Below are 21281 nucleotides of genomic sequence, written 5' to 3'. Positions count from 1 at the left end.
CATGAGAATATCAGCGCATTTACCAAATCGCATTGATGCACAAATCTCACTGCAACCAGAAAGCCGTTTTATCGGCGTTACCGGTCCATCAGGTGCGGGCAAAAGCAGCTTGTTTCGGGCGCTTGCTGGCGTGGAAAAAAGCGCAAAGGTCGAAACACCATGGCCGTCTCAAAAAGTCGGCATCGTGTTTCAGCAGCCTATGTTGTTTCCTCATACCGATGTTCGGGGTAATTTAGCCTTAGCGCAGCGTCACGCTAGCCCTAATGCAATGCCTATCGATGCGTGTTTGCGCGGTTGCTATTGTGAACATTTAATCGATAAGCCGATTCATGCACTATCTGGTGGTGAAGCGCAGAGAGTCGCGATTGCGCGAGCGCTGGTCAATGGGCCAGGTGTGCTATTACTCGATGAATCGTTAAGCGCTATTGATGTCTTTACCCGTCGTAAGATTTATCAGTTTTTGAAAAATTTGTGTGTGTCGGGTCAGCTTACCTGCTTTGTGATTTCTCACGACTTAGACGATCTTGCCCTGTTCAGCGATGAGTTGATTTACATTGATCGCGGCCTCGCTGAGCTCTGTGGCCCAACGCGGGATGTGCTGGCTCGAGTGTTCGAACGAGAAAGTTTTACAACACCCTCTAGCGTGCTTGAAGGAGAGACGGTAGCCACGCCACACAAAAGAGACAGTAATAACCAGAATAAAAACGCTGGTAGCAATCACAATACCAACAGCGACAGGCAAGAAGGTCAATACGGCTCTGCAATTTTGACCGATGACAATAGTCAAGCTGTCAACGGAATAGTGCTGATATTAGTAGCGGGGCACGAGATTTATGTCAGTGAGGAATCTGTATCGTATTTCCCTCAACATGGCAGTGAACAGCTATCTGCCCGTTTCGCGGTTAAGGCCTGTGATGTCAGTATCGACACCAACATTACTGATTTTGGTAATGCCAGCACAATTAGCATTTTAAATGCGCTGCCTTGCGTTATATCCAGCATTAACCCTGTATCTACAACGCTAACCACTACCAAAAGCGAACCTCAAATCGTCCAAACCCAGCAAGGCAAAACTCACAGTGCTAAGGTGCTGCTAAAGCTTAACGTTATAAACACCAACCAAACGCTTTATGCCAGTATCAGCCACCTTTCTTTAACGCGCCTTCACCTTGAAACGGGGATGCAGATAATAGCCAGATTTAAATTGCCTTAGAGTAGTTGACGAGTGTTTCATCCACGTTGAGATAGGCATCGAATCGAGCGCAAATAGCACGTATATAAATACGCGCTGATTCGGGAACTCTAATGTACTTAGGCGTAATTTCAACAAGGCCATCTTCATGTAGCCCTGCTAAGTTTTCCAACGACTGTGAAAAATACTCATCAAAGATGATGTGATGCTCATCTGAAATCTGCTGTTTGTCTACGAACAAGTTGCACATCAAGCTTGATATCACGTCTCGGCGAATAAGGTCGTCTTGCGTTAGTGAGAGCCCAACCTTGGCTGAAGGCAAATGGTTGTCTAATCGCTGATAGTACTCTTTTAAATCTTTCGCATTTTGTGCAAAGGCATTACCAATTGTACTGATAGCCGATACGCCGACGCCGATTAAGTCAGTATCGCCTCGCAGTGTATAGCCTTGAAAATTTCGGTGAAGCTCGCCTTTATTTTTAGCAATGGCTAACGCGTCCTTGCTTAAGGCAAAATGATCAAGGCCAATCAACTCATATCCCACGCCAGTAAAGCTATTTACCGCAAGGGCATAAAGCGCCGCTTTTTCTTCGCTGGTAGGCAGTGTTTCTTCTGCAAACTTTCGCTGCGCCGCGAATCGTTCAGGTAAATGAGCGTAACTAAAAAGTGAGATACGATCGGGCATCATGGCTTTCGTTGCAGCTATAGTCGATTTAAACGTTTCTAGGGTTTGGTTCGGCAGTCCATAAATGAGATCTAAGTTTACTGAATCGAAGCCTAGCGTGCGGGCTTCAAACACCAAATTAGCAATATGTGACGTGCTTTGTACTCTGTTAATTATTTTCTGCACATTGTAGTCGGTGTCTTGAAGGCCAAAGCTTATGCGGGTGTAGCCTAAGCTTCTAAGGCACTTTAAATAGGCACCGTCCACGTTTCTAGGGTCTAGTTCAATAGACAGCTCCGCACCTAGTTCAAACGTGAAATGCTTCTTTAAAAGATAAATCAAAAATGTGTGCTGTATTTCGCTCAGAAAACTGGGTGAGCCCCCCCCTAAGTGCAGCGAAACCACGCGCTTGCCCTCGGCTAAATAACGCTTAGACAGAATTTCTTTCTCTAGGTAGTCTAAGTAGTCGTCGGCTTTTTCATTGTGGCGAGTGACTAATTTATTGCACCCGCAGTAATAACAAAGCGTTTTGCAAAAAGGGATATGTACGTACAAACTTACGGCGGGCGCTTTGGAAACAGCTAGTGCTTGTGGGTATATATCTTCTTCTAACGGTTCGAACTTAAGTGCCGTAGGGTACGATGTATAGCGCGGGGCGTGTTGGGCATATTTTTTTACAGTAGATGTGTCGTGGCTTTGCTTTACAGCATTGGTGTTCATTTTTTATATACCCTATTGAGGTGGCCTAGCGCCTATTAAGCGAAACATGTTGAGCATATCGTATTGGCTAAGGGAAGAAATTGATCTATTTCAAAGTTTTATTGTTAAACGCCGCAATTGCTCTTTTGCTTCCAATCGTTTTCTTACAAGCGTTATGGGTGAGAGGGAGAACGGCCGTGTTGCCAGAGCCTAGCGGAGACAGGGTGCTTTGTTCAATAAATGATAAAGAAGCACCGAAAATCAACGTACTAGTCATTGGGGACTCGGCTGCAGCAGGTGTAGGGGCGGCAACGCAAGAAGGGGCGTTAACTGGGCTGATTTATTCAAGCCTTTCACAACACGGTCCAACCCGTGTTTTGTTGCACGCTAAAACAGGCTATAAGAGTGAAGACGTACTTAACCTTTTACAACAATTACCAAAGCAACACTTTTCAACAACGCTCATTTCCATTGGGGTTAATGATGTTACCAAATTTGTTTCGTTAAAACGCTGGCAGTACAACATCTCGGTAATCGAGTCTCTTTTAAGCCGAAAGTTTGGCTGCCAAAATATTTTGTTTACTGCATTGCCGCCTATACATGCGTTTCCGGCTTTGCCCCAACCTTTAAGAGGTTTACTCGGCTTTAGAGCGCTTTTGCTAAATGAAGCGATGGAAGAACGTATTGCCAACTGCCCGAACTCTGAAGTGCTTCATATTAGTGCACTAAAGCTAGGCGGAAGTGCAAAAGAGGTAAAACAAAGCGGCTTGATGGCAGAGGATGGTTTTCATCCATCTTCCAAAGGCTATGGTATTTGGGCGCGGTCAGCGCTAACGCGATTTCGATCATCTTAGCTTTCCAATACGTATATTAATTACATATAGGGTTGAAGTTTCTTTTTGTAACCTCATCTAAGGTGGCTTAAGTCAATGAACACAAAGAGAACACGGATAAACGGGTTCTAAAAGGGGAGTTGTTATGCAAAAAGTAACGGTAAACATGGTATCCGACGTAGTGTGTCCATGGTGCATTGTTGGGTATCAGCGATTACAAGAAGCAATAAAAACTCTCGATAATATTGAGGTGGATATCAAGTTTCACCCATTCGAGCTGAATCCTAACATGCCAGAACAAGGACAAAATCTGCGCGAGCATATAATGGAAAAGTATGGCATTAGCGAACAGCAAAGCGCTGATAACCGAGCTCGACTTGTTGAAGCGGGCGAGGCGTTGGGGTTTGCGTTCAATTTTACTGACGATTCGCGTATGCAAAACACGTTCAAAGCCCATCAACTTGCTCATTTAGCGGCAAAAAAGGGCCTTGAAGAAGAGATGAAACTGAGCTTGTTTAAAGCGTATTTCACTGATGGTAAAAATGTGAATGATCAAAAAGTGTTGGTCGAGATTGCTGACGCAATAGGTCTTGATGGGGGAGAAGCTGAAGAGGTACTTCAAAACGGTATATACGCACAAGCAGTGCGCGAAGAGGAAGCGACTTGGATGCAGCGGGGTATTCAAAGCGTACCCACGTTCGTGATAGGCAACCAAGGAATAGCCGGTGCCCAAGAGCCAGCAACTCTTGCCGCATTTATCACCCAAGCAGCAACACAGCAGTAAACAGGTTTAACGGGGTTTGAGGTAGTTATGAGTAATCATGTGAACCACTTGCTAGCGCAATGGCTTCCGCTAAAAGACAAGCACAAGTGGGTGCTGGGTTTCATTTTTAAAACCGAAGGCTCTTGCTATCGCAAAGCGGGAGCCATGATGTTGTTCAGTGATGCTGGACATCAACTAGGTATTCTAAGCGGAGGTTGCTTAGAAAGTGATATTGTAAAAAAAGCCCAGCGCGTAATGACAGACGGTGTTAGCCGCACTGCTGTTTACGATGATGAAGATGAGGAAGATATCGCTTTTAAGTTGGGCGTAGGCTGCGGAGGCGTGGTGCATTTGGCGCTTGTGCCGGTCAACAAAGGCAATAACTACCTTTCTCTGGATGAAGTAAGCCAGACTCTATCGAAGGGTCACGTATGTGAGTGGAATGTTACGGTAGATGGGTCAGAAGGTGCGTGTAAGGTATTGGAAGACAATGCGGGTTCTCCCAGAAAAGCCGTGTTGGATACATTAGGCGGAAAGCGCAGCTTATCTGTTTTGATGATGCCGCCCATTCACATACTTGTTGTTGGTGGTGGTTACGATGCTACTTTTATGACGAAGCTTGCCAGTTCGCAAGGCTATTTAGTCAGTCTTTGGGACCCGCGGCCTGCCCAAGCGAGAGTTGAACACTTCCCCGAGGTTAATTATTTAATCGACGACCCGACCACTGAGGGGGTGCGTTTACACCTTAACGAACACAATATTCAAGCGGCAGTGCTTATGTCTCATCACCGCGAAATTGACGCCAAAGCACTTCAGTTACTCAGTATGCAGTCGCTAATTTATACGGCAATGCTTGGGCCGCTTCATCGCAAGCAAGAAATTATGGATTTAGCAGGGCTTAGCGATACTAACTTTACGCAATATTTTGCCAGCCCCGCTGGATTTGATATTGGTGGAGAACTTCCTGAGCACATTGCTCTGTCTGTGATAGCGCAATGCCACGCAGTATTTCATACGAAGCCTACGCACCTGAAACGTTAAGAACATCCTTTTAATGTTGCATCAGTTCTTGGTGCAACTGTTCCTCTAACAATGAGTCTCAAGCGATGCAGCAAAGTCTCGCTTGAATGATTCTCTATAGCTCAGTCTTATTTCTTTCCGATAATGTTGAACGCAACCTAATCTCTCGTTATAGGTTCAACAAAACAACCTTCCTCCCAACGTTTAACAAGGGGGCGTTTAAGCGATGCACCGTGATTTAAAATCAAGCTACATAGTTTCACATGATGCATACTCATTCAAAATATCAATTAAACTTATAACGTTGTTTTCCTTAGTATGTGATTTGACAAGTTAACATATTAATAACATCAGGCAGCGGTATGACAGAAATCTATCTAGTACGCCATGGCCAAGCGTCTTTTGGTAAAGCGAACTACGACAAACTGAGCGAATTGGGTGGACAGCAAGCCATCTGGCTTGGAGATTATTTTAAACATCGCAATATTCAGTTCGATGCGGTTTTCTCCGGTGATATGGTGCGGCATCATGAAACCAAAGATGGTATTGCCGAAGGTATTTCTACAAACGGATATTCTCTTCCTGACGTCACAGTTAACAGCGCTTTGAACGAATTCAATTTTCAAGCCGTAGCGAAAGCGTATTTATCACGCTACCCAGACGCGAAAGTTCCAGAGGGCGCATCACCTGCCGAGTACTATCGACTGCTTAAAAAGGCCATGCTTGCGTGGTCGCAAGACGAATTAGCGCATGATCTTCTCGATGAAACATGGAGCGAGTTTGAAGAGCGCGTTTATTCAATGCTTACTCACCTTCAAAACCTTGATGCTAAACGGGTGCTGGTGGTTAGTTCTGGAGGTGCTATCGCTATGATGCTTAAACACATTCTTGGTTATGATGCCGCCACGGTTATCAATATGAACTTGCAAATACGCAACGCCAGTTTTTCACAATGCTTCGCTAATTCGCGGGGCGTTCACTTAAATAACTTCAACAGCGTACCTCACCTGGATGTGATTGACAGGTTGCACGCCATTACCTACAGCTAAATGGGGCAATTATGAACTTCGAATATAATGAAAAGACCCAAGCACTTTTAGAAAAGCTAAAAGCGTTTATGAAAGAAGAAGTGTATCCAATTGAAAAGGAATATATTCACGCCGTAGAAGGTGGTTCTGCGAACAACGGTGACGGTCGTTGGAAGACCCCTGAAATGATGCAAACGCTTAAGCAACGAGCCAAAGATGCGGGCCTTTGGAACTTGTTTTTGCCTGAAGAGTATAAGCCCTATGGTGCAGGCCTGACAAATGCCGAGTATGCGCCGCTGTGCGAAGAAATGGGCCGTGTGTTGTTTAGTGCTGAGATTTTTAACTGCAGTGCGCCTGATACCGGCAATATGGAAGTGCTCGCTAAGTATGGCAATGAAGCGCATAAAAAGCAGTGGCTAGAGCCGTTACTTAACGGTGAAATTCGCTCGGCCTTCGCTATGACTGAGCCTGCGGTAGCTTCGAGTGATGCGACTAACATTGAAACCTCAATTAAGCGCGATGGTGACGAGTACGTTATTAATGGTCGTAAGTGGTATACCAGCGGTGCCATGAACGAAAACTGCAAAATTATGGTGGTGATGGGTAAAACGGATTTCGATGCACCTCGTCACCAGCAGCAGTCGCAAATCTTGGTCCCAATGGATACTAAAGGCGTAACTATTGTTCGCCCCATGGCGGCGATGGGTTATTACGATGAGCCAGTGGGTCATGCGGAGGTCTTGTTTGAAGATGTACGTGTTCCAGCAGAGAACTTATTACTAGGTGAAGGTCGTGGTTTCGAAATTGCGCAAGGGCGTTTAGGACCGGGTCGAATTCACCATTGCATGCGCCTTATTGGTTGTGCGCAGCGCGCGCTAGATATGGCATGTGAGCGAGTTGAACAGCGCGTAGCATTCGGAAAGCCTTTGTCGAAACAGCAGTCGATTAGAGAAAACATTGCCCAGATGCACTGTGATATAGAGCAGGCTCGTTTACTTACGCTGAAAGCTGCTGACAAGATGGATCGCTATGGCAATAAGATTTCTCGTGATCTTATTGCTGCTATCAAAATTGTAGCGCCAAGTATGGCATGCAAAGTTATCGACCAAGCCATTCAGATGCATGGCGCAGCTGGCACCAGTCAAGACTTTGTGCTATCTGCTATGTACGCCTATGCACGCACAATAAAGTTAGCTGATGGTCCTGATGAGGTTCACATGATGCAGCTAGGCCGTAATTTGATTGCCGAAAAAAACGCATAAAAAGTGCATAAGGAGTGAGTGTGTCAAAAGATAATGCCCCACATGCAATTGATTTAGTGGCGCTAAACAACTATCTATCTACAGCGTGCCCCAGTATTGGGCACGTTGAAAGCGCAGAAAAGTTCGCGGGTGGACAGTCGAACCCCACGTTTAAGCTCACCACAGATAACGGCGTGTATGTCTTGCGCCGCCAACCTCCAGGTAAATTACTAAAGTCTGCTCATGCGGTAGACAGAGAGTTTCGCGTTATCAACGCACTACAAGACTCTCAGGTGCCTGTGCCTAAAGCTCATCATTTGTGTGAAGATACCAGTGTTATCGGCAGCATGTTTTACATCATGGCGTTTGTTGAGGGCGAAATATATTGGAATAGCGCATTACCTGAAATAGCGTCTTCTGATACCCGCGGTGCCATGTATGACGAGATGAATCGCGTGTTGGCTGCGCTTCACAGTGTTGATATTGAAAGCGCCGGGTTGAGTGATTATGGCAAGCCTGGTAGTTACTTTGAACGTCAGTTAAGTCGTTGGACAAAGCAGTATCGGGCATCTGAACTTGAGCATATTGAAGAAATTGAAAGTCTTATCCACTACCTAGAAGCAAATCTGCCAGAGGATGACGGACAAGTGTCGTTGGTTCATGGTGATTTTCGATTAGACAACATGATGTTTGATATGTCTGATACCGACAAACCGCAAGTGGTAGCTGTATTAGACTGGGAGCTCTCGACCTTGGGACACCCATATGCCGACCTGGCCTATCAATGCATGCAGCTACGCCTTCCTTCTGATATTGCACATGCAGCTGGATTAGGCGGGCTTGATAGAAAGCAGCTGGGTATTCCGAGCGAACAAGAATATATCAAGGCATATTGCGAGCGAAGAGGCATTGATGCCATAAACAACTGGACGTTCTACCTCGCATTTAGTTTTTTCCGTTTAGCCGCTATTTTACAAGGTGTTGTAAAGCGCGCCCACGATGGCAACGCGTCAAGCGAGAAGGCCATGCAATTAGGCGCGATGGTGCGTCCTTTGGCGCAAATTGCAAACCAAACTATACACCAAAGCGAATAAACGCCATATAACGTATTTAATGACCTGCCATGCTATATGAAGCATGCAGGTCGAACAAAATAACTGGAGACAGTATGAAAGCAATTGTATGCGAATCTTTTGGGCCGCTTGACGATCTTCAATTTAAAGATGTGGCGGATCCAGAAGTAAAAAAAGGCCATGTGGTAATTAACGTTGAAGCTGCAGGGGTTAATTTTCCAGATGGTCTGTTGGTGCAAGGACTGTATCAAATGCAGCCAGACTTTCCGTTTATTCCTGGCAACGAAGTCGCTGGTACCATTGCTCAGGTGGGTGAAGGCGTGAGTCATTTAAAAGAAGGTCAACGTGTTATCGCGCTGTCGAATTTAGGTGGTTATGCAGAAAAAGCATTAATCCCAGCCACTCATGTAATGCCGTTGCCGGACCCCATTCATGTTAACGAAGGCGCAGCCCTTGTAACTGCGCATGCGACTGCCCATCACGCATTAAAACAACGGGCGAAGCTGCAAGCAGGTGAAACGCTGGTTGTTACTGGTGCGGCTGGCGGTACAGGCCTGGCTGCAGTGCAAATAGGCAAGATCATGGGCGCCAAAGTTATTGCGGTATGCTCAACAGAGGAAAAGTTAGCGCTCGCTAAAGAGTATGGTGCTGATGTTCTAATTAATTATAAAGAGAAAGATTTAAAGGAAACACTTAAAGAAGTGACGGGAGGCAAAGGCGTAGACGTTGTTTACGAATGCGTTGGCGGCGATACCTTCCACGCATGCAGTCGAAGTATGGCTTGGGAAGGGCGTTTACTTGTGGTTGGCTTTGCAGGCGGTGAGATCCCGAAATTCCCAGTTAATTTAGCGCTGGTAAAAGGCTACTCGGTGATGGGCGTATTTTGGGGCTCATTTACTCAGCACGATCCGAAAGGCTTTGCTGAAAACATGCAAGAGCTTTTAACGTGGTACGTGCAAGGCAAAGTTAAGGTTGTGGTAGATGAAGCACTGCCGCTCGAACAAGCAACGAAGGCCATGGCTAAAGTTATGAACCGCGAGGTTAAAGGTAAGATGGTGCTTGTGCCCTGATCCTACAGGTCTGGCAAGAAAGTAAGTTAACGAAAAGCCTGAGCCTTCTGAAGTGTCCCCAGTAATGGAATAGTCCAACTACTGGGTGTCACGTCATTCTATGGTTCAGGCTTATTTCGAGAGTCATTGAGTAATGGTTATTCTGGTACTAGTTCTACGTTGAATTCTCTGGTCAACACATGACATAAGTCTTTACCAATGCCTATGTTATCTACTTGATAGTCTTGATAACCCTGTTTTTGTACTGTGAGGGTGTAAAAGCCAGGACGTTCTTCTAGCATTGCAATCAAATCGTCTTCTGCACAATCCGTTTCATCAACTATAACAGTTTCAGAAAACGCTTCTTCTATTGCAGTAGCAGTAACTCCACATGCGCTTGGCATTTGTGTTGTTTGATCGGTTACTGAAAGCAAGAGGCCATCTTCTACCGTTGCTGTACAGGCCACATCACCAGCGGCGATAAGGTTGCTAATTGTTAGGGTATATTCGTCGTCAGCCGTTTGCTCGTTGATATCGACCTTGATTTCGGTTGGGTAGCCGAGTTCTGGGTCATATTTAACCGATAGCGACTCCGCACGGCTTTCTTCTAATGAAATAAGTTGATACAAGCTATCAATGCTTTCCGTATACGCATCATCTAGCGGTAGGGCAATATTGCCTTCTATAATAGTTTGAGAGGTGACCTGACTACCTTCTACCAGTACTAAGCGAGGAAGTATGGTTTCTTCGGTGCAAAAACATGAAATTTGATATTCAAACTGGTAATTCTCGATGTTCGCACTTTCCCACTTTGCGCGGTTGGCGTTAAGGTCGTCGAGTATATCGTTTGAATCGCTACCACCGCAGCCCAACAATAGCGTAGTAGCAGAAATCGTCGCAGCGATACGTAAAATAGTAGTCATAACATTCCTTGTTTTTTATTTTTTAAGATTAGCCACGATAATAGAGCACGCAGCAATTTTGTGACAATTAGAAATAAAAAAGTGGCTTTGCACTTCACGTAATACAAAACCACTCTGCAGTTTATACTAATACAATTGTTGTTAAAGTAAACAGTGTTACTTGGGAACGTTTTGGCGCTGAGTTACTCCATAAGCCACATTCGTGCACTTCTTCCTGGTACATAGAACTTGTGCCACTGAGTTGTAATATATTGCACATCGTTACTTAACGTATCGCGGTAATTTCTATACCACCATAAATTGTCCGTAGATGTATCTACCCAAATATCTTGGCCGTCTGCGCATTTATTAATACCCACAACGCCCTGGTGGTCACGCTTGAAGAAAATAACGCAGTCATTATGACTTACCACTTGCATGCCACTGCCCTGAACTCCGTTATGGAATTTAACCATACCCTTGATGTCATTACGCTTATACAAATCTACCCAGCGATTATCACCACTTTCATTGTTATCTGAGTACAGTAGTGGAACACCACCGTCACGCCCTAGTACATAGGCATTTGCCAAATGTTCGTCGGTTGGGTCAAGTAACTGGTAGCGGAAGCCGTCGTTGAGCGGAATGTCGTGGGTAATACTAAATGTAATAGCCTTGTCGCCTGATAAAGCCTGACCATACGCACCTGGGTCAACTAAGGCATTCATCGAACCACCGAAGCTAAACACACTGCGTATTTGCGCGAAAAGCGGGAAATCGTAGGCCGAGTGACCTGTTGCTGATAAATAAGGTGCAAGGAAGTTATCATACTCACTAGAGCCTGCACCGCCCGTGGTAATTATTTCTCCGAAAACATGCACGCCGTTTTTGATATTGCTGTCGAACACCGCGTTGATATGATAGTTGGTCATGTGCTTTGCAGCATCAACGCGAAAACCGGTTACACCCATGTCTTTTAACGCCTGAAGATACGCTTTTTGCTGGGCTACTACCCAATTATTGGGGTCTAGGTCGGGCAAACCAGGATCTGGCGCGGCGCCGCATAATCTATTGTACTGAACATCGCCTACATCGCTGTAGTTACTAATGCACTTAGGGCCACCTTGATCATACGTACCGTGGAAGTCACCACCGCCAAAAAGACCGCTACTTACATCACCAAATAAAGTGATGCCATTGTAGTACCCCTGATTTGAAGAGTACTGCTGTAGTATTTCACTTCCGGGGTAGTTTAAGTCTGAACGTTTCCATGCTTCGTTCGCCATATGATTAAAGACAATATCCGCGTAGGTCTCTACACCTTTGGCATTTAATGCATTAACCATCGCTTGAAAGTCAGCAGTGTCACCAAGTGGATTATCAATAACTCGATAGTCCTGGGGTTGATATCGCGCCCACCACTGATCACCTGTCGATTTATAAGCAGGCGAAACAAGTACTTTGGTGTAACCAAGATCCGCAATTTCCTGGGCTTTTGCGGCTACGTCGTCGTAGGTCCAGTTAAATGCGTGTAGTATAACGTCGGCATAGCTTTGATAACTTAATGTACTCAGTGCTGCGCCTATTAGAACGCCTGCCGCATGTTTCTTCATCTTCATAGTGTGTCCTATTTATGTGGGAGCGAGATAAAAGATGAAAGTAATGCTTACATTTTGTTTACAAATAATAAACATAATGCATACGTATTCAATTAACCTTTAATTTTAAATTAAAGGAAAGGTGAACAATCAAGATGCGCAGGGAAGGGAGTACAGTTAGTTATTGCAATTGGGTTAGCGGCTCTTAGTTGCGCAGCACTGTTTGAATTTTTTGTTGCTACCGCATACACAAGGTAGGTTTCTCCCGTACTTAATTTTGCCGCAATCGTCGTGTAATACGCCGTCGTGATAACGCCACTTACCGTCTTCAACACTAAAATTCGACGTTTCGTGAAGCTGATACATACTTTTATTTTCAAAATAGTAAGCAGTGAATTCAACAATGGCATTATTGGGTTTGGTGATGGGTTTGGAGATGGACTTTAAATTAGTCTTAAAGATTGGCTCGGCGTTGGTTACTGCTTCGACTTTAGCGTCGGCATGTACAGTACTGTCTATCGAACTATCTTCAGTACTACTGACCGAGTTACCTACCAAGCTATCTACGGAGCTAGCCGCTAGAGTGGGGTGAACTTTAAGTGCGAACCATGTCGCACCTTGTGCGCTTTGCGCCAAATCCTCTACAGAAAGACCCTGCTGCTTTTCTTTGGTGTAGGTTTCAAGAATGTATTGATAATGCGCTGTAGCGTAGGCTGAAAATCGCGAGCGCATAAGTTGCTCTGCAGTACTAGGGTGTTTATCACCCTTAATAAAAGGCTCGCAGCATTCGTTGAAGGGTTTTGATGAGCAACAGTAACAGCGCATAAGACAACTCGCGGTTTAAGAGTATAACAAAGCGCTACAGTATAAGTATAAGTTGCGTGAGTCCCAACTTTTTAAACGTAAATGTTGCCGATATTCAAAGATTCCTTGGCGGTCCATGCCAAAGGGTACATGTCAGAGATTCCACGCCAAAGAGTTGTATGAAAATAAATATTTAGGTTTTGTTTACGCACCGCTATTCAGGCAAATGTAAGATGGGGCAAACGTAAAATGTAAGCATAAACAGGCTTTGTATTACCAAGGACCTAATGCTACGTTTTGTTCGTCATTAATGCTGTTAACACGTACATTCACTAGGCTGACAGAGTAAAGCTCACACAGCTTTCTGATCATTTCACTATCGGTTGGTTGAAGGTCTAAATCAATGTTTTCTACATACAGTGTTTTACATTGGCCACCTGTAATCAGCTTACTGATCCATTCGGGCATTTTTTCTTTTTCGGGTTTTTGAATACGGATAGCGTGATCTACAGATTTAGAAAACGACACCGTATTTGAAAGCAGATAATTCCAACCTTTGTCGTTACTTCCTTTTCCATTACCTTGTTTTTCGCCTGGAAACCCTTCTATCGGCAAAGGTAGTTGAACAACATTTGAAACCGAAGCGCGCAAAGCATTAAATCGTGAAACTGAAGATGTGTTCATAGTAAAACCCTTTATGCATTTGTCCTGAAGTTCATAGTTTGAACTTCGGGAATATTGTTATCAATTAATGCTGGTTACATATACAGTGTGTATTTGTATACAGTATTCTCAAAGGAGGGCTTTGGCAAGTATTTAGTTGTACTTTTTTCACACAAATCGGTGTTTTCTCAGTAACTATATAAAAGATAATGATTTTTTTGTTCTATCGAATTCTGAAGGAAGTATTCAGACACCGATTGAGGTAAGATGCGCGCGAATTTTACATAGAAAACTACTGTATAAAGTTGGAGGAGAATTGAGCGCATTAATACATTTAGGCTACTTGGGGATGCTCTTATCGGCATTTTTGGCAGCCACTATATTGCCTTTTAGTTCTGAAATTGTGCTTAGTGCTTTATACAGTAGTGGGTTGAACTGGGTGTTGTTGCTTGTTGTTGCTTCGTTAGGAAATGTACTTGGCTCGGTGGTTAATTATGCATTGGGCTTCAAGTTCGGAAAAGAAATTGCGACCGATAAGTTAAAAGTGAGCGAAGCGGCGTTTAACCGTGCAAGCTACACCTTTACAAAGTGGGGGAAGTGGAGTTTGTTTTTATGCTGGGTACCTATTATTGGCGACCCTATTACTTTAGTAGCAGGTGTACTTAGAAGCCCGCTTTGGTTTTTTATTATCGCGGTAACGCTTAGTAAAACAGCGCGTTATGCTGCGCTGCTTTACGTACTTGTGTAAAAGGTTTTCGGCTTAGTTTTCTCACGCCACTGTGTTGTTGTCTCTCGACTTCTTTTGGCTTTTCTTTTGGTACGTCACATACCACTGCTTCATTCTTGGGCTCATTAAAATCAGCCCAATCATCCAATACCAAACGGGCTCTTGCCAAAACGTCTTCTGCGACCAGCTGAAATGAAGCAGTGCAAGGGGCAGGATCAGGTAAATGCTGTTGTGAAGCTTCTGCCACTTTTTTCCCATGTTGCGCTGGATACGCTTAAACGACGTAGCAGTGAGAGCAAAAAGAAGAAGTAACGCTGCCATGCCAACAATGATATAAGGCCTGCTTACTATCTCGCTAGCCACTAGTGCAATATCAAGCTGGAGTTCAAACACAATGTAAGTGAACAGGTGTGCAAAGGCGTACACAAAGGTGTATACGCCAATCATACGTCTAAATTGCATCGGTTCTGGGCTTGGTAGCCATTTAGCAAGTGGGCTAAGAGTAAGCGTTAGTAAAAGAAAGTGAATTGCCCAGGTTCCAGTCTCGTTGATGAGCGTGTTTACAGGGTCTGGACCAAGCTGATCGGTTACCCCTGCAAAAAACAACCAGACGATATAGCCCAATGCGAAAAGGTGAATAAGACCTTTTAGGCTGCGGCGCTGCCATACAGAGAGTCGAAATGTTTTTTTTCTTAACGGCATTAAATGAACAACTTAATAATAATGTTTAAAAACTCTAGTTAAGTGATATTGATATGAATGACTAGCTATTTGGTTGTGGCCTCATAAAGTTACAACTAGTAATAACGGGATAAGTCCATATCTTTGTATAGCGGCGCGACTTCGCTGTAACCGTTGAACATTTGGGTGTCGATGCGATTTCTGGCGAGTAGCCCACCTGTGGTTATTCTACGCTCGCTGGCCTGACTCCACCTTGGGTGCGACACGTTTGGATTCACATTGGCGTAAAAGCCATACTCGTTGGCGGCCAGTCGATTCCATGTGGTAGGCGGCTTCTTATCGGTAAGGCGAATTCTCACAATAGACTTAATGCTCTTAAAACCATACTTCCACGGTACAACAAGCCTGATAGGCGCGCCGTTTTGAGGTGGCAAAGTCTTCCCGTAAAGACCAACCGACATGAGCGTTAACGGGTGCATGGCTTCATCAAGACGCAACCCCTCTACGTAAGGGTAATCAATACCACCACCGGTAAAGCGGCTTCGTTGACCGGGCATTTGCTCAGGGTCGTATAGGGTTTCAAACGCCACATACTTGGCTGACATTAATGGCTCGGCTTGTTTTAACAACGCCCCCAACTCAAACCCAATCCAAGGTACCACCATCGACCATGCTTCAACGCAGCGCAAACGGTAAATGCGCTCCTCTAATGGAAAGCGTTTTGTTAAGGCATCGTGATCAAGCTCAATGGGGTTTTTCACCATGCCATCAATTTTTAACGTCCACGGTTTGGTTTGAAATTCAGTCGCATTTTGGGCAGGTGCGTCTTTAGAGGTACCAAACTCGTAAAAATTATTGTAGCTGGTTACTTTATCTTCAGGCGTACGGGTTTCCGCTATTTGAAATTTAGGTGGTTGGCTAAACTCAAGCGCTTTCCCTTTAAACGCAGCTTTTTCTTCCTCATCTTCCCAAAACCAACCGGCAGCCCCCGCTGACTTTGCTAACAGTGTGGACGCGCCCACAAAGCCCATAGATTTGAGCAATGAACGGCGATTCATATACACGCTTTCATCAGTCACATGGCTTTCGTTCAACTTCACTGAGGGTTTAAATGGTTTTGGCATAACGTTACCTAAATTATGATAAGACTATGAGAAATGGTCGTCACTTCACCCAGTACATTTAGCTACGTTAATGTAACGAGTAAGTTCAACATAATAAAAAAGACCGAGAGTACGGTCTTTTCATTTCAATTAATTTGGGGCAAATTAAACAATCTACATATGCAAACTATCTTGAATGCCGCCTTGTTTTGGTGAAAAGATATTGCTGTATAAGCGAGAGGCGAATTCGTCTGTCATGCCAGATATATAGTCCGCGAGGACGCGCATACCATTGTCTTTCTCACAGGCCTTACGCCAGCGCTCTTGGGTGTTTTCAGGTAGAAGGCGGTCGGGATCCGATGCAAAAGCTTCAAAAAGTTCCATAACTACCAGCTGTCCCTTGTATTCTAATAGCTGCACATCGGGGCGGCGTATTACTTTGTTAAACACGAAACGTTTAAATAGCTCCAAGGCTTCTGCAAATTTTTCCGGCATCATGGCGTTGAACGCCAGTAACGGATGAGCAAAACCCTCAACGCCTTTTATTTCAATAGCTGTGATAAAGCTATTAACCAGCGCACCTATGGCATTTTTCCTTTCGTGATGTGCAGCGCTAAATAGTTTGTTGGTTAACACTTCTATATTATCTGACAGCCAGGGTACATCCAGCGCTTTAAGCGGGGTGGTTACATCCTCGACAAAATGATGCTTGTCGACCATATCCATCACAATGGCATCTTCTAAGTCGTGAATGCCATAGGCGATATCGTCAGACAGCTCCATAATTGAACAGTCGAACGATTTAAATTGCGTTTTGCTGTGGGTATTCGGTTTTGCAGCAAACTGCATAAACGCATCTTTATCTTCATTGCTAAATGGCGCAAGTAGCCAGTCGAATAGGGGCTCGTCGCAGCGAAACAGACCTTTTGGTGGATGCCAGTCGTGGGCCTTAACCTGACGAAGTGAAGCCGGGCGTTCGGGCGTAGGTCCTTTACTATGAAGGGCATCGATAAAGTTCGGATATTTAACCAAGCCTAACACGCTTCTTCTGCATAAATTCATGCCGTGTTCGGCAGTATAGGGCTCTAGCTGAGTGATGATCCTAAAGGTTTGTCCGTTTCCTTCAAACCCGCCGTATTGGTGCATCATGTAATTAAGCGCAATTTCACCACCATGGCCAAAAGGTGGATGACCAATATCGTGAGCCAAGCAGAGGGTTTCGATTAACGTAGGATCAAGAGCCAAAGTAGTGGCGATATCTGGAAATTTCACCCACAGCTGGGCGGTAATACCGGTGCCAATTTGGGCGGCTTCTAGAGAGTGGGTAAGTCGAGTGCGATAGAAGTCGCTCAGCCCCACACCCAGCACTTGGGTTTTTGCCTGCAATCTGCGAAACGCGGCGCTGTGAAGAACGCGCGCTTTATCACGTTGATACGGATTGCGATGATCGCCGTCTCTTGTTTCGCTACGGGGTAAACGACGCTCGTGTAATGCTAATTCCCAATCGCTTGTTGCCAAAAAAAACCTCGCTGCCTTGCTGTGTATGCTACTTCTATTCGTCAGTGTAGTAATTTAAGCGCTGTTAATCGCCTTGCTCACATATCGTCTTGCGTAATTTCATCAAGACTTAAAGAAAAGCTTGGTACGTAACGCGTTAAGAAGTAGTCCACCTCTTCAGAATGATACTCTTTAAGGGTTTTATCTAATCGTTTCTTAGCCAGCTTAAACTCTTGGTTACCAGCAGCTAATTCTTCAAGCGTTTTTAGATAAGCGCAAAGTACGTCTGCTGCTTTCACAATAAAAGCTTCTTCTTCACTATGGTAGTGATGATCAATAAGCGCCGCATAGTCTTCTCGAAATGCTTCAGGCGCCATTTCAATTAGCTTGTTCTCTGCAATTTTTTCGATCTTTTTATATTCTTCTTTAATCGCAGGGTTAAAGTATTTCACTGGGGTAGGGAGGTCTCCGGTCAGTACCTCCGACACGTCGTGAAATATTGCCATGGTAGCAATACGATCAGGGTTTAGTGTGCCGCCAAAAAACTTATTTTTTATTAAGGCTAGCGCGTGGGCGACCATGGCCACCTGCAAACTATGCTCCTGCACATTTTCTGTGCGCACGTTGTGCATGAGCGGCCAGCGATTAATAAGCTTTAAGCGCGCCAGGTGCGCAAAAAAGTGACTTTTATCAGACACATTACGCCCCTTGCTTATACGTTCTAAAAAAGTTGCCAATACGATGCAGCGCAGGCACCAATACATCGCTGTGCGGTAAAAATACTAATCGAAAGTACGTGCCTTCATTAAGGTTAAACGCGCGACCGTGTACCAGCAGAATTTTTTCAGAGCTTAATAAGTCCAGCACCATTTGTTCATCGTTTTGAATGTTGAATTTCTTCTCATCTACTTTGGCGAAACAATACATGGCGCCTTTAGGCTTAACGCAAGAGATACCGTCGATGCCGTTCAACATATCTGTAGTTACGTCACGCTGAATGCGCAAGCGCCCGTTTTCCTTTACCAAGTCGTCAATACTCTGATAGCCGCCTAATGCAGTTTGTATGGCGCTTTGACAAGGTACGTTTGCGCACATACGCATAGAAGACAATATATTGAGTCCATCGATATAATCGGTAGCAAGACGTTTATTCCCACTGACAACTAACCAACCAGAGCGAAAGCCCGCCACGCGATAGTTTTTGCTTAAACCACCAAAAGTAACAAAAAATACGTCATCAGCGAGTGACGCAATACTGGTGTGCTGGGCTTCATCGTATAAAATTTTGTCGTAAATCTCGTCGCTAAATACGACTAAGCCGTGCTCGCGGGCGATTTCAACCACGTCTTGCAGGAGGGCTTTGTCGTACACCGCACCTGTAGGGTTATTAGGGTTAATCAATACAATTGCGCGAGTTTTGCTGGTGATTTTACTTTTTATATCGTCAATATCGGGGAACCAGCCCGCTTGCTCGTCGCAGCGATAGTGAACAGGTGAGCCTGACGACAGACTTACGGCTGCTGTCCAAAGCGGATAGTCAGGACTTGGAATAAGCACTTCATCGCCATGATTAAGCAACGCTTGCATCGCCATCATAATTAACTCAGATACGCCATTACCAATATAAACGTCGTCTACACGGATGTCTTTAATGTTGCGCTGCTGGTAGTACTGCATCACGGCCACGCGGGCAGCATAAATTCCTGTCGAGTCTGAATATCCTTGAGACGTAGGCAGGTTATGAATAACGTCTTTTACGATATCGTCAGGGGCTTCAAATCCAAATGGGGCGGGGTTACCGATATTCAGCTTTAATATACGGTGTCCTTCGTCTTCCATTTTTCGTGCTTGCGCAGCGATTGGGCCTCTAATGTCGTAACAAACGTTATCTAATTTATGTGAGCGAGATACAGTTTTCATGGTCTATCTGGTTGATTTACATACCCTGAGATTATCGCAATACAAAGTCATATGCGATGGCCTTTTTGCAGTATTTCTGCTTTAAGTACGACTTTTTTCACCAAGTGGCTATTTATTGACCATATAACGAGATGAATGATCCGCTTGTCACTTAAGTATAAAATTTATGTTAATAGCTTGTGAACTTTTCATTCAGCGCCTATCGTAGTAGTAAGGCGTGTATAAAAAACGCGTTAGTAACAAACAGGCTAACAAGCAGAGGTGATAAGAATATGTCCCACCATTTCAAAGAAACACCAGAGAATGCAATCACGCAAAGTGGTATAGCACGCGTTATTCCCTGTAAAGAATTAGACGTCGGTGATCCCATAAAATGGATGTCACTGGCGTTAAGAGACGCTATGCGCGCCCCAGGACTCACCCTATTTTACGGTGTGTTGTTTGCGGTTATTCCCTGGTTCATTATGTACCTTGTTGAAATGACCGGTTGGCACTTGGTTATTTTACCTGCCATTGTTTGCTTTATGTTAGTTGGTCCTTTTTTAGCAGCAGGTCTTTATGACATTAGTTGGGAAATGGAAAAAGGTCACAAACCAACACTTCGTCATTCTTTACGCGCTATGCGCAGAAACGCATTTAACGAATGGGGCTTTGCGATACTGCTAATGGTCATGATGATCTTTTGGTTACGCGTTGCGTCGCTTATCCACGCGCTTTATCCACCTTATATAGAGAACGATTTGGAAAGCCTATTGCCTTTCTTAATGTTGGGAACGATGGTGGGTGCAGGCTTTACCCTTGCAATGCTTTTTATAACCGCTTTTACTCAGCCCATTCTTATGGAACGCAAAGTTGATCTTGCCACTGCAGTTTTGACCAGTGTAAATGCAGTTTGGCTTAACAAGGTTCCCATGCTTATTTGGGGGGCTATAATTTTCACCACAGTAGCAATTGGCTACGTGACCGGGTTTATTGGTTTTATCGTGTTAATGCCTATTATCGGCTACGCGTCATGGCATGCTTATATTGATGCCATTGAAACTAAGCGCGAACGCAAATATGAGTAATCGCCCACGCTTTCTGTAATTTAATTACGGAAATAGTGAGGTTTTCTGTACATTAGATGCGCTATATCATTATATATTTTGTTAAAATTACAGTTTTAAGGCCCCAAAAGGGGCCTTTTTATACTTAAGTCTTATATTTCTTTCTTCCTATAAATATACTGGCTAGATATATTAGTAATATACAATTTATATTATTCTAAGTAATTCAAGGGGTTAGTGCCGTAACAACAGCGTAACAACTTGATTTACCAAGCATTTACCCTGGTTACACAATCATTCAACAGAAAAATTTTTATTCTTGATGCATAAATAAAGGGCGTTGAACGAATTGTTGTTTCATTCAACTTTGTTCAACTCAACTTAAGAGTTTGCCACAAACTTGCATAGCACCTTTAACCACACATTGAGGATTTTAAAATGAAATTATCTAACTTACTTAAAGTTTTTGCAGCTACTGCTACTGTCGCTTTTAGTATCAACGCAAATGCAGCCGCAGAGTCTAAAGACATACGCTTCGTAGGTGAAACCCAGTTTGCAGGGTTTTGTAAAGCGATAATCAACGATGATGTAAGAGTTCTTCGTTCAAGCCTTTCACGTAACGTGGGTCGTATTGGTGCTAGTCAGCGTGAAGTATTGCGCATGGTAACGTCTGAAGAAGGCTTAACATGTAATGGAAGTAGCCTTATTAAGTTTTCTGAAGAGCGTCACGCAGATGCAGTACATGAATACTTAACGTCGCGTAGCTAAGGCTTTGGTT

At 44.3% G+C, this 21281-nt stretch carries 21 protein-coding genes; 11 read left to right on the top strand and 10 right to left on the bottom strand.

Translation table 11 applies throughout. The annotated features are described in order from the left end of the window. Nucleotide 1: 1 nt before the first annotated feature. Nucleotides 2-1213, top strand: coding sequence for an ATP-binding cassette domain-containing protein (locus tag ACXAER_RS01970; protein ID WP_474826094.1), 1212 nt, complete (start codon nt 2-4; stop codon nt 1211-1213). On the opposite strand, the gene hemN is transcribed toward ACXAER_RS01970, so the two are convergent. Next, nucleotides 1200-2576 (bottom strand): oxygen-independent coproporphyrinogen III oxidase, encoded by a 1377-nt coding sequence (hemN, locus tag ACXAER_RS01965; protein WP_474826092.1) that lies wholly within the window; start codon nt 2574-2576, stop codon nt 1200-1202. The two genes, ACXAER_RS01970 and hemN, sit on opposite strands and share 14 nt — an antisense overlap. Before the next feature lie 176 nt (nt 2577-2752). On the opposite strand from hemN, the gene ACXAER_RS01960 reads away from it, so the two are divergent. The 7 genes from ACXAER_RS01960 (at nt 2753) to ACXAER_RS01930 (ending at nt 9583) form a co-directional block, all read left to right on the top strand. Then, the gene (locus ACXAER_RS01960) at nt 2753-3409 is read left to right on the top strand and encodes an SGNH/GDSL hydrolase family protein (protein ID WP_474826090.1); all 657 of its coding nucleotides are present in this window, start codon (nt 2753-2755) and stop codon (nt 3407-3409) included. A 124-nt stretch (nt 3410-3533) separates the two neighbouring features. Further along, nucleotides 3534-4172, top strand: coding sequence for a DsbA family oxidoreductase (locus ACXAER_RS01955; RefSeq protein ID WP_474826088.1), 639 nt, complete (start codon nt 3534-3536; stop codon nt 4170-4172). 27 nt (nt 4173-4199) lie between these two features. Next, a complete protein-coding gene (locus ACXAER_RS01950; protein WP_474826086.1) occupies nt 4200-5192 on the top strand; it encodes an XdhC family protein in 993 nt (330 codons plus the stop codon). Between the two features lie 341 nt (nt 5193-5533). Continuing rightward, on the top strand, nt 5534-6220 hold the full coding sequence (locus ACXAER_RS01945; RefSeq protein ID WP_474826084.1) for a histidine phosphatase family protein: 687 nt from the start codon (nt 5534-5536) through the stop codon (nt 6218-6220). 11 nt (nt 6221-6231) lie between these two features. Further along, a complete protein-coding gene (locus ACXAER_RS01940) occupies nt 6232-7461 on the top strand; it encodes an acyl-CoA dehydrogenase family protein (protein WP_474826082.1) in 1230 nt (409 codons plus the stop codon). A 20-nt stretch (nt 7462-7481) separates the two neighbouring features. Further along, nucleotides 7482-8534 (top strand): phosphotransferase family protein, encoded by a 1053-nt coding sequence (locus ACXAER_RS01935; protein ID WP_474826080.1) that lies wholly within the window; start codon nt 7482-7484, stop codon nt 8532-8534. Between the two features lie 74 nt (nt 8535-8608). Beyond that, nucleotides 8609-9583 carry an NADPH:quinone oxidoreductase family protein gene (locus ACXAER_RS01930; RefSeq protein ID WP_474826078.1) on the top strand — a complete coding sequence of 325 codons (975 nt, stop codon included), beginning with the start codon at nt 8609-8611 and terminating at the stop codon, nt 9581-9583. Between the two features lie 137 nt (nt 9584-9720). Here ACXAER_RS01930 and ACXAER_RS01925 read toward each other — a convergent pair whose 3' ends face one another. From ACXAER_RS01925 to ACXAER_RS01910, 4 genes are all read right to left on the bottom strand, one after another. After that, nucleotides 9721-10485: a DUF6174 domain-containing protein gene (locus ACXAER_RS01925; RefSeq protein WP_474826076.1), complete on the bottom strand. Its 765-nt coding sequence runs from the start codon at nt 10483-10485 to the stop codon at nt 9721-9723. 182 nt (nt 10486-10667) lie between these two features. Beyond that, nucleotides 10668-12083 (bottom strand): alpha-amylase family protein, encoded by a 1416-nt coding sequence (locus ACXAER_RS01920; protein WP_474826074.1) that lies wholly within the window; start codon nt 12081-12083, stop codon nt 10668-10670. 174 nt (nt 12084-12257) lie between these two features. Next, entirely contained in the window at nt 12258-12887 is a 630-nt protein-coding gene (locus ACXAER_RS01915; RefSeq protein WP_474826072.1) for a YchJ family protein, read from the bottom strand. A 252-nt stretch (nt 12888-13139) separates the two neighbouring features. Further along, a complete protein-coding gene (locus tag ACXAER_RS01910; protein ID WP_039225472.1) occupies nt 13140-13550 on the bottom strand; it encodes a hypothetical protein in 411 nt (136 codons plus the stop codon). A gap of 295 nt (nt 13551-13845) precedes the next feature. On the opposite strand from ACXAER_RS01910, the gene ACXAER_RS01905 reads away from it, so the two are divergent. Further along, on the top strand, nt 13846-14277 hold the full coding sequence (locus ACXAER_RS01905) for a YqaA family protein (protein ID WP_474826070.1): 432 nt from the start codon (nt 13846-13848) through the stop codon (nt 14275-14277). 21 nt (nt 14278-14298) lie between these two features. Here ACXAER_RS01905 and ACXAER_RS01900 read toward each other — a convergent pair whose 3' ends face one another. The 5 genes from ACXAER_RS01900 to ACXAER_RS01880 form a co-directional block, all read right to left on the bottom strand. Continuing rightward, nucleotides 14299-14958 carry a protein-methionine-sulfoxide reductase heme-binding subunit MsrQ gene (locus ACXAER_RS01900; RefSeq protein WP_474826068.1) on the bottom strand — a complete coding sequence of 220 codons (660 nt, stop codon included), beginning with the start codon at nt 14956-14958 and terminating at the stop codon, nt 14299-14301. 95 nt (nt 14959-15053) lie between these two features. Next, the gene (gene msrP / locus ACXAER_RS01895; RefSeq protein ID WP_474826066.1) at nt 15054-16061 is read right to left on the bottom strand and encodes a protein-methionine-sulfoxide reductase catalytic subunit MsrP; all 1008 of its coding nucleotides are present in this window, start codon (nt 16059-16061) and stop codon (nt 15054-15056) included. 153 nt (nt 16062-16214) lie between these two features. Next, entirely contained in the window at nt 16215-17558 is a 1344-nt protein-coding gene (locus tag ACXAER_RS01890) for an anti-phage deoxyguanosine triphosphatase (RefSeq protein WP_474826064.1), read from the bottom strand. 77 nt (nt 17559-17635) lie between these two features. Next, a complete protein-coding gene (gene yfbR, locus ACXAER_RS01885) occupies nt 17636-18235 on the bottom strand; it encodes a 5'-deoxynucleotidase (RefSeq protein WP_012519109.1) in 600 nt (199 codons plus the stop codon). Nucleotide 18236: 1 nt separating this feature from the next. Next, nucleotides 18237-19457: a pyridoxal phosphate-dependent aminotransferase gene (locus ACXAER_RS01880; RefSeq protein WP_474826061.1), complete on the bottom strand. Its 1221-nt coding sequence runs from the start codon at nt 19455-19457 to the stop codon at nt 18237-18239. Nucleotides 19458-19729: 272 nt separating this feature from the next. Between ACXAER_RS01880 and ACXAER_RS01875 the strand changes: the two genes are divergently transcribed. Beyond that, nucleotides 19730-20524 (top strand): DUF2189 domain-containing protein, encoded by a 795-nt coding sequence (locus ACXAER_RS01875; RefSeq protein WP_474826059.1) that lies wholly within the window; start codon nt 19730-19732, stop codon nt 20522-20524. Between the two features lie 417 nt (nt 20525-20941). After that, nucleotides 20942-21271 (top strand): DUF3718 domain-containing protein, encoded by a 330-nt coding sequence (locus ACXAER_RS01870; RefSeq protein WP_014979515.1) that lies wholly within the window; start codon nt 20942-20944, stop codon nt 21269-21271. The last annotated feature ends 10 nt before the right edge of the window (nt 21272-21281 follow it).

This window comes from Alteromonas sp. AWJ4_199, assembly GCF_056159165.1.
The sequence above is the reverse complement of the archived record's forward strand: the minus strand, read 5'-3'. Positions and strand labels throughout refer to the sequence as shown.

Bases quoted from the DNA above. Each gene is read 5' to 3' on its own strand.
- ACXAER_RS01970 (WP_474826094.1), top strand. From the start codon at position 2: ATGAGAATATCAGCGCATTTACCAAATCGCATTGATGCACAAATCTCA.
- hemN (WP_474826092.1), bottom strand. From the start codon at position 2,576: ATGAACACCAATGCTGTAAAGCAAAGCCACGACACATCTACTGTAAAA.
- ACXAER_RS01955 (WP_474826088.1), top strand. From the start codon at position 3,534: ATGCAAAAAGTAACGGTAAACATGGTATCCGACGTAGTGTGTCCATGG.
- ACXAER_RS01950 (WP_474826086.1), top strand. From the start codon at position 4,200: ATGAGTAATCATGTGAACCACTTGCTAGCGCAATGGCTTCCGCTAAAA.
- ACXAER_RS01945 (WP_474826084.1), top strand. From the start codon at position 5,534: ATGACAGAAATCTATCTAGTACGCCATGGCCAAGCGTCTTTTGGTAAA.
- ACXAER_RS01940 (WP_474826082.1), top strand. From the start codon at position 6,232: ATGAACTTCGAATATAATGAAAAGACCCAAGCACTTTTAGAAAAGCTA.
- ACXAER_RS01930 (WP_474826078.1), top strand. From the start codon at position 8,609: ATGAAAGCAATTGTATGCGAATCTTTTGGGCCGCTTGACGATCTTCAA.
- ACXAER_RS01925 (WP_474826076.1), bottom strand. From the start codon at position 10,485: ATGACTACTATTTTACGTATCGCTGCGACGATTTCTGCTACTACGCTA.
- ACXAER_RS01920 (WP_474826074.1), bottom strand. From the start codon at position 12,083: ATGAAGATGAAGAAACATGCGGCAGGCGTTCTAATAGGCGCAGCACTG.
- ACXAER_RS01915 (WP_474826072.1), bottom strand. From the start codon at position 12,887: ATGCGCTGTTACTGTTGCTCATCAAAACCCTTCAACGAATGCTGCGAG.
- ACXAER_RS01910 (WP_039225472.1), bottom strand. From the start codon at position 13,550: ATGAACACATCTTCAGTTTCACGATTTAATGCTTTGCGCGCTTCGGTT.
- ACXAER_RS01900 (WP_474826068.1), bottom strand. From the start codon at position 14,958: ATGCCGTTAAGAAAAAAAACATTTCGACTCTCTGTATGGCAGCGCCGC.
- msrP (WP_474826066.1), bottom strand. From the start codon at position 16,061: ATGCCAAAACCATTTAAACCCTCAGTGAAGTTGAACGAAAGCCATGTG.
- ACXAER_RS01880 (WP_474826061.1), bottom strand. From the start codon at position 19,457: ATGAAAACTGTATCTCGCTCACATAAATTAGATAACGTTTGTTACGAC.
- ACXAER_RS01875 (WP_474826059.1), top strand. From the start codon at position 19,730: ATGTCCCACCATTTCAAAGAAACACCAGAGAATGCAATCACGCAAAGT.
- ACXAER_RS01870 (WP_014979515.1), top strand. From the start codon at position 20,942: ATGAAATTATCTAACTTACTTAAAGTTTTTGCAGCTACTGCTACTGTC.